Genomic DNA, 8,045 nt, shown 5'->3' on the forward strand with positions numbered 1-8,045 from the left:
GCGACAAACGCCAAAGCGTGGAATATGGCGGAGCTTTACAGCCGCGAAAATATCGCTAAAATTCTTGAGCTGGCAAGATAAATTTAAATGGAGTAAATTGGTTTATGGCTTTAGCCTCTTGCTTTGACTTTTGATTTTCGGACGGTCGTTAAACCGTCCGAATTTATCATTTTGGATTGAGCTCTTTTAAATATTTGGCGAGTCAGCTTTGCCTATTTACTTGCTAAATTTGAGAAAGCGGGCCGGTGGATATTCGCAGCTTGCTATTTTATAAATTTTGCTAAAATTCAAAAAATCAAGGAGGCACAATGAGCAAGATAGATGAAATTTGTAAGTATTTGGACGCTAAATTTAGCTCAGACGGCAAGATACAAAGCGATATAAAGGAGCTATTTGTCTACCGAGCAAGCGTGCCGACCGAGTTTTTAACCGGCGTTTACGAACCGGCGCTTTGCATGGTTTTTAAAGGCTCAAAACTAGCCAAAGTCGGTAATGATTTTTACGAGTACGATGAGCAGCGCTATCTGCTAGCCGCTACGCATATCCCCGCCGTTGCGAAGATCAAAGGCTGCCCGTATCTAGCCATAAAGATCAACTTTGAGCTAGAGGATATTTTAAGCGTGATCGAGAGCATTGGCGGCGCCGAGAGCAAAAAGGGCGAGTTTGCAGGGCTGGCTCTTGGAGTGGTAGATGATGAGCTGCTTGAAGCCGTATTTAAATTTATCTGTTTGCTAGAGCGTCCAAACGATGCTAAATTTTTAGCAAAGCTCGCGATAAAGGAAATTTTATACATACTCTTAAAGGGCGAAAACGGCGATTTCCTGCGCCAATACGTGATGCTAGAAACCATAGAAAACCGCGTCACGCGCGCTGCCAAAGAGATAAAATCAAACTACACCGAGGCGATAAATATCGAAAATTTAGCCAAAAAGCTCGGCATCAGCGCATCGTCGCTCTATCATAACTTTAAGCGTATCACGGCGCTTAGTCCGCTTCAATTTCAAAAAAAGATCCGCCTCGAAGAAGCAAAAAAACTCTTATTAAATCAAAATTTAGACGCCGCAGAGGCCGCATTTGCCGTCGGCTACGCGAGCCCGTCGCAGTTTAATAGAGAGTATTCCAGGATGTTTGGCATGCCTCCTAAGGCGCACGTCTTAGCCATAACGGGCGCTTAAATTTAGTGCGGGCAGGTCTACTGCCCTCTCATTGATTTTATTTCACAAGCTTCTTTGTCTAAATTTTATATTTTGGACCAGCTTAACTACAAATTTGATCTAAATTTTGCATTTTTTATAAAATTTGCAGAAATAGGCAATGATTTTGCAGGATCGTTCTACCGCCTATTTTCTAAAACTGTTATAATCATTTCAGTTTAAAAATCAAAATTACAAGGAGCAAAAATGGAATTTGTAAGCTTAAACGACGGCAATAAGATGCCGATTTTAGGATTTGGCGTATTTCAGGTAGATCCGAAAGAGACGCAAAGATGCGTTGAGGATGCGATCTCGGTCGGCTACCGCAGCATCGATACGGCAAAGGCGTATTTTAATGAAGAAAGCGTTGGTGCAGCAATTAAGACGGCTCTTGCAGGCGGCATAAAGCGCGAGGAGCTGTTTATCACTACTAAGCTTTGGATTGACGATGCGGGCGAGGAGCGGGCTCTAAAGGCGTTTGATGCGTCGATGAAAAAGCTAGGGCTTGACTACCTCGACCTGTATCTCATCCATCAGCCATATAGCGACACCTACGGCGCGTGGCGAGCAATGAGTAGGCTTAAAAAAGAGGGTCGCATCCGCTCTATCGGCGTTAGCAACTTCTACGCTGATCGGATCGTCGATCTGTGCGAAAACAGCGGCGTCATCCCTGCGGTAAATCAGCTTGAGTGCCATCCGTTTTTTCAGCGTGAAGCGTTAAAACGCGTACTTGATGGCTACGGGATAGCATTTGAATCGTGGGCTAGCTTTGCCGAGGGTAAAAACGATATATTTAAAAACGCCGTGCTAAGCGGTATCGGTGAAAAATACGGCAAAAGCTCGGCTCAAGTTATTTTGCGCTGGTTAATTCAGCGCGGCATCATCGTCATTCCAAAAAGCGTTAAAATCGAGCGAATGAAGCAAAATTTCGACATTTTTGATTTTGCGCTTGCACCTGATGATATGGCTGCTATCGCTGCGCTGGATACAGGCAAGACGCTATTTTCCGACCACAGAGATGACAGCATGGTAAAACGGATTATAAACTGGATGAAGGATAATACGCCAAAACAATAAAAGCAGGCCTATTTTTCGATCACCGCGACCCGCAATGGGTCAAAAGACTAAATAACTATAAATAAGGAGCAAGCAATGAAAAGACGCAATTTTATGAAAATTTCAGTAGGAGGAGCAGTAGCTATGAGCAGTTTAAACGCAAAAGAAAACAATGCTGGCGAGAGGGTAGAAAAACCCAAAGTCCCATTCGCCAACCCGAGCAAAGAGGCTGCCGCAAATGCGGCTAAAAATCCGTTCGGCCTGGTTTACGGCGACGCGATAAGCAAAAACGAGGCGGGCAAGGTAAATTTGACGCCGGTAAGCTATAAATCTCGAGGCTTAGATATCGCGGCCAACGTCTATACGCCCGCAAATTTTGATCCTAACAAGAGTTACGCGGCCGTCGTCGTGGCGCATCCAAACGGCGGTGTGAAGGAGCAGGTAGCGGGCCTCTATGCGCAGCGCCTAGCGGAGCTTGGCTACGTCGCGATCGCCTTTGACGCGGCTTATCAGGGCGCTAGCGGGGGCATGCCGCGCAACGTCGATACGCCTGCAAACAGGATCGAGGATATCCGCGCGGCAGCCGATTTTTTGCTTAAATTTAAAGGCGTAGATCGCGACCGTATCGGAGTGCTAGGTATCTGCGGAGGCGGCGGATATACGCTAAAAGCCGCGCAGACTGATAAAATTTTCAAAGCCGTGGCGACGCTAAGTGCTTTTGATAGCGGACTAGCTAGGCGAAACGGCTTTTTGGACGCGCAAATTTCGACTATCCAGCAACGACTAAAAGATGCTAGCGACGCACGCGCCAAAGAGGTGCTAACGGGCGAGGTTGAATACGTGCCGGATCCAAATTTAACCGACGAGGAAATAGCCAAAATCACCAACGATCTTTACCGCGAGGGGCTAAAATACTACCATCGCACGCACGCGCATCCAAACTCCACCTTCGCCTACACCAAAAGCAGTCTGCTAGATCTCATGAACTTCGACGCTGCGAGCAATATGGATCTAATCAATCAGCCGCTTTTGATGATGGTAGGCTCCAAAGCCGACAGCGCCTATATGAGCGAGCGAGCTTTCGCGGGCGCTAGCGGTACGCAGAAGAAGGAGTACTTTAAGATAGACGGAGCGCTACATATTGACACTTACTATAAGCCCGAATACGTGGACGTCGCGATGAAAAAGCTAGCCCAGTTTTACGGAGAAAATTTGTAAAAACGAATAAAAACAAAGGGCATGCGGTGAAAATTTTTAGAATTGTTTTAGCTATTTTATTCGCTTTAAATTTAAGCTCGGCAAAGGAGCAAGCGATGATAAATTTTAACGAGCTTCCGCACGCGGCAAAGCTTAGCGGGGCGCTTAGCAACAAACAGCTAGCGCTCGTTAGCGTGGCTACTTATGCGGCGGCTGGCGATGCGGACAAACTAAAAGTCGCGCTGCAAAACGTAAGAGATGCCCTAAAAAGTCTTTAGCGGTTTTTGGTTATAGGGGTTAAATTTGAAAAAGTTTTTGATTTCGGCGCTATTTGTGGCGGCGCTAGCGGGAGGGCAAATGAACGATAATTTTACAAAAGAGAGCAAAATTTCAGACGTCGTCCATGATGCGGCGTTTGGTGATTACGGCAGGCTGCTTTTTCCTACAGATGCTGGTTACTTTAGCGGCGGTAGGCTCGGCGAGCTAAATTTGACGTGGTACGAGCATATCGATGCCGATAAAACGGTTGAAATTTTAAACTATCTAAAAGATCGCGCCAAAGCCGGCAAGCAGGTATTTTACGATATTTACTCAAATACCGAAAAAGCTGCCGATCCACGCAAAAACGATACTGGGCTTTTTTATTTTAAAGGCGAGCGGGGCAAGCCGTTTGCAGTGGTGGTCGCCGGAGGCGGCTTTGCCTATGTGGGCGCGATGCATGATAGTTTCCCGCACGCGCTTGAGCTTTCTAAAAAGGGTTACAACGCCTTTGCGTTGATCTACCGCCCGGGCGCTAGGAGCGGGGCGCAAGACCTTGCTCGTGCGATTAGCTTTATTTTTGAGCACGCAAAGGAGCTTGAGGTGGGAGCGGAGTTTTATTCGCTGTGGGGCGGCTCGGCCGGAGCTAGGCTTGCGGCGATGCTGGGAAGCTACGGCACGCAGGCTTTTGAGCAGGGCTCGCATCCGCGACCTGCAGCCGTGATAATGCAATATACGGGCTATTCGGATTTTACGCGAAACGATCCGCCGACCTTTGCTGTCGTTGGCGAAAAAGACTGGATCGCAAGCCCCGGCGTGATGGAGAGACGGATACGAAATTTAGCCGCTACGGGCGTTAAAACGCAGTTTCGTAGCTACGCAAATTTAGGTCACGGATTTGGCTTAGGCACCGGCACGGCGGCACAAGACTGGCTGGATGAGGCGGTCAAATTTTGGCAAGAACAGATGAGATAAAGGAAAGGAAAATAAAATGAAAAAACTAAGCAAAATAGTGGCTACAGCGCTTGCTATGTGCTCCTTCGCGGCAAACCAAAGCGCGGCGGAAAATATCAAATTTGAACCGCAAAAGACGCTCGTAGTCTATTTTTCAGCAGGCGGCAATACGGCTAGAGCGGCAAATTTAATAGCTCAAAATTTAGGCGCCGAGATAGTCGAGCTAAAACCGATGCAGCCCTACACGAACGCGGATCTAAACTACAACGATCCAAAAAGTCGCGTTAGTCGCGAACATGACGATGCGTTGCTTAGGAGCGTACCGCTAAATAACGCTAAAATCCCCGGCTGGGAGAGCTACGAGGCTGTTTTCGTGGGCTATCCGATCTGGTGGCACGATGCTGCGTGGCCGATCGACGAGTTTATAAAAAACAACGATTTTAACGGCAAAAAAGTGATCCCGTTTTGCACCGTTCATAGCTCCGGGCTTGAAAATAGCGATAAAAACTTAGCCAAGAAAGCAAACGGCGGCGAGTGGCTAGCGGGGAAGTGCTTTGGCGAGAGACCGAGCGAAAAAGAGATAAAAGAGTGGCTCGCGAAATTTTAGGCGAGCTCACACTTTGGCTTTAAATTTGTGATTAAATTTAAAGCCAACATAATGAAAGATAAAAATAAACGCTAAATTCTTAAAATTTTGAGTTTAGCGGCGATGGCGTGGGCATTAAATTTAAGCGCGCAAGAGAGCATTGCAAAAAATATAAACAAAGGAGAAAAGATGCAGGAAAAGCAAGTTTTGGTTAAAAAGGAAAATCTCGCAGTTTATGATAAGGTGAGCGATAAAATTTTTGCAGTCTGAATACCGCGCTATTTTTTGCTGCGACGCCTTACGCAAATGCAGCGGCTGCGCTGGTGCATTTTCCACGCGGAGTACGCACGGGCGTAGCACACGCATCCCGTGGGGCAAAATTTAATCGTAACGTAGGGTAAAATTTACACCGATACGGCGCGGAACCATACAAACCGCTCGTCCTGGCGACGTAGTGCTCTGTCCGCCTGGCGTCAAACACTGGCACGGAGCCAGACTACACGAAGACGGCGAGCATATCGCGGTAACCTTTGAAAAGGACGGCAAAAACGTAACGTGGCTGGAGCATCTAAGCGAAGACGAATATAAAAGCCTCATCGAAAAAGCGAACGCAAAGGATTCGGAGTAGTATCCTCCGGTAGAATTTGCGACAGTCGCCAGGCAAATTTTGCGTGCCGCTGCGTATTTAAATTTGCCCCTCGATACTAAGTAGATCGCCGAAAATTTCTTTGCAATACTGAATGAAGCGTTTGGGAATTTTGACTCCGCTGATATCCACGGTGATGACGCTATCTTGGACTTCAAAAACGATAAACTCGCTAGTGATTTTCACCGCCTTGCAGCCGTTATAGCATACGTCGTCATTGCGCTCTGCGCATAAGCCGTTATGCGGCGCGTCTGCGTCCTCGTACTGCCCGAGCCTGATCGATCTTTGAAAAAGCAGATAGTTCTTATAGTCGTATTCGTCGTCCGCTAGGCCTATCATATAATAATTATCGGCGCTGTTTTTGGAAGCGGTCGCAACACCTGCTTTAAAATTTAGTCTAAACATAAATTCTGCTTTGGCAAAAAGCGGCAAATTTTACCGCTTCAAATTTACACGAGCTGTGCGCCCCCGCCTTTTACGACCTCGCCGATGACGTAGCCGTCGGTTCTAGCTAGCACGAAGTCAGCGTTTTGCTTCGGAGCTACGACGATCATGCCAACGCCCATATTAAACGTCCTCATCATTTCGGCGGGCTCAACCTTTTGCGCGATGATTTTAAAGATTTCGGGCGTGCGGATCGCGGCGTGATCGATCTTCGCGCCCAGCTCCTTTGGAAATACGCGCGGTAGATTTTCCACGATGCCCCCGCCCGTGATGTGCGCTAGAGCGTGGATCTTGTCTTTTAAATTTAAAAAGTCGCCGACGTAAATCCTAGTCGGCTCCAAAAGTACATCAATGAGCGCGCGACCGTCCGCTTTATCGTCAAATTTTAGCCCCAGCTCGGCAATTACTTTGCGAGCGAGCGAGAAGCCGTTTGAGTGCAGACCGCTACTAGGAAGCGCGATGAGCACGTCGCCCTCACACACAAATTTGCTGCGGTCGATCTCGTCCTCTTCGGCAATACCCACGGCAAAGCCTGCGAGGTCGAAGTCGCTTTTCTCATACATCGAGGGCATCTCTGCCGTTTCGCCGCCGATCAGTGCGCAGCGAGCGAGTTTGCAGCCCTCAGCGATACTTTTTACGACCTCTTTGGCATCGCTGATCTCGAGCTTTGCCGTCGCGTAATAGTCGAGGAAAAATAGCGGCTCGGCAAAGTTGCAGATGAGGTCGTTTACGCACATCGCGACGAGATCTTGGCCGACGCCGTCAAATTTGCGTGCGTCGATCGCGAGTCGCAGTTTTGTGCCCACGCCGTCGGTGGCACCGAGAATCGCGGGCTTTTTGTAGCCTGCAGGTAGCCTCACCGCACCCGAAAACGAGCCGATTCCGCCCAAAACGTGTGGGGTTTGCGTCGCTTTAACGAACGGTTTTATCGCGTTTACGAAGTCATTTCCCGCGTCTATATCGACGCCAGCGTCTTTGTAGCTTATCAAATTTTATCCTCCAAGATGGTATAATTTCGCAGATTTTAGCTAAAATCGAATAAAAACGCTATAAAGGCTCACCTTGAAATTTAAACACGCCGTCGTCATCACGGGCAGCATCGGCAGCGGTAAGAGCGCGGTTTGCGAGCTGCTTCGTGATCGCGGATTTGAGATCATCGATGCCGATAAGATTTCGCATTGCGTTTTGGATCGCTGCGCCGTGCAGGTGGCTGAAATTTTCGGCGCGCAATATGTCGTGCAAAAGGACGCGAAAGCTGAAAATTTGAGTTCGCATGCGGAATTTGACGCTGGCAGTGATGAGGAAATTTCGTCCGCGCCCTGCGTTTCGGTAGATCGCAAAAAGCTAGGAGAGCTGGTGTTTAAAAGCCCCGCAGAGCTTGCAAAGCTAGAAGCGCTGCTACATCCGAAGATAACGGCTGAAATTTTATCGCAGGCGCAGGCTTTGGAGGCGAAAGGAAAGTTTTACTTCGTCGATATCCCACTGTTTTTCGAGGGCAAGAGGTATGAGTTTTTTGACAAAGTGGCAGTCGTTTATGCGCCTAAGGATACGCTGATTGCGCGCGTGATGAAGCGAAATGGGTTGGATCGCGCCGCTGCAAAGCACCGCGTGGAGCTGCAGATGGATATAGAGCAAAAGCGCGCTATGGCGGACTTCGTGATAGACAATAGTGGCGATCTTGCCGCGCTTAAGGCCGCGGTGGAGAGATTTT

Annotated in this window: 11 protein-coding genes; 9 read left to right on the top strand and 2 right to left on the bottom strand. The window is 48.2% G+C overall.

Annotated features, from left to right (window positions below):
- Positions 1-308 precede the first annotated feature (308 nt).
- The 8 genes from Q0546_RS03765 (at position 309) to Q0546_RS03800 (ending at position 5,872) form a co-directional block, all read left to right on the top strand.
- Positions 309-1,175: an AraC family transcriptional regulator gene (locus Q0546_RS03765; protein ID WP_298790665.1), complete on the top strand. Its 867-nt coding sequence runs from the start codon at positions 309-311 to the stop codon at positions 1,173-1,175.
- A gap of 225 nt (positions 1,176-1,400) precedes the next feature.
- A complete protein-coding gene (locus tag Q0546_RS03770; RefSeq protein ID WP_298790667.1) occupies positions 1,401-2,270 on the top strand; it encodes an aldo/keto reductase in 870 nt (289 codons plus the stop codon).
- Positions 2,271-2,345: 75 nt separating this feature from the next.
- A complete protein-coding gene (locus Q0546_RS03775) occupies positions 2,346-3,467 on the top strand; it encodes an alpha/beta hydrolase (RefSeq protein WP_298790668.1) in 1,122 nt (373 codons plus the stop codon).
- A gap of 26 nt (positions 3,468-3,493) precedes the next feature.
- Complete coding sequence (locus tag Q0546_RS03780; RefSeq protein WP_298790670.1) at positions 3,494-3,724, top strand: hypothetical protein; 231 nt, start codon at positions 3,494-3,496, stop codon at positions 3,722-3,724.
- A 79-nt stretch (positions 3,725-3,803) separates the two neighbouring features.
- The gene (locus Q0546_RS03785; RefSeq protein ID WP_298790672.1) at positions 3,804-4,679 is read left to right on the top strand and encodes an alpha/beta hydrolase; all 876 of its coding nucleotides are present in this window, start codon (positions 3,804-3,806) and stop codon (positions 4,677-4,679) included.
- 16 nt (positions 4,680-4,695) lie between these two features.
- Positions 4,696-5,265, top strand: a complete 570-nt coding sequence (locus Q0546_RS03790; RefSeq protein ID WP_298790674.1) for a flavodoxin — start codon at positions 4,696-4,698, stop codon at positions 5,263-5,265.
- A 102-nt stretch (positions 5,266-5,367) separates the two neighbouring features.
- Positions 5,368-5,514, top strand: coding sequence for a hypothetical protein (locus Q0546_RS03795; RefSeq protein ID WP_298790676.1), 147 nt, complete (start codon positions 5,368-5,370; stop codon positions 5,512-5,514).
- Between the two features lie 184 nt (positions 5,515-5,698).
- A complete protein-coding gene (locus Q0546_RS03800; protein ID WP_298790678.1) occupies positions 5,699-5,872 on the top strand; it encodes a hypothetical protein in 174 nt (57 codons plus the stop codon).
- A 57-nt stretch (positions 5,873-5,929) separates the two neighbouring features.
- Here the strand turns inward: Q0546_RS03800 and Q0546_RS03805 are convergent, their stop codons facing one another.
- Together Q0546_RS03805 and purM are read right to left on the bottom strand one after the other, a co-directional pair.
- Positions 5,930-6,295, bottom strand: a complete 366-nt coding sequence (locus Q0546_RS03805; RefSeq protein WP_298790680.1) for an Imm10 family immunity protein — start codon at positions 6,293-6,295, stop codon at positions 5,930-5,932.
- Between the two features lie 44 nt (positions 6,296-6,339).
- Positions 6,340-7,323, bottom strand: a complete 984-nt coding sequence (gene purM / locus Q0546_RS03810; protein ID WP_298790684.1) for a phosphoribosylformylglycinamidine cyclo-ligase — start codon at positions 7,321-7,323, stop codon at positions 6,340-6,342.
- Between the two features lie 73 nt (positions 7,324-7,396).
- Here purM and coaE point away from each other — a divergent pair.
- Positions 7,397-8,045 (top strand): dephospho-CoA kinase (gene coaE / locus Q0546_RS03815; RefSeq protein WP_298790686.1); only part of this gene is annotated, 649 nt, incomplete at its 3' end.

The organism is uncultured Campylobacter sp., from assembly GCF_937997465.1.
GTDB lineage: Bacteria > Campylobacterota > Campylobacteria > Campylobacterales > Campylobacteraceae > Campylobacter_A.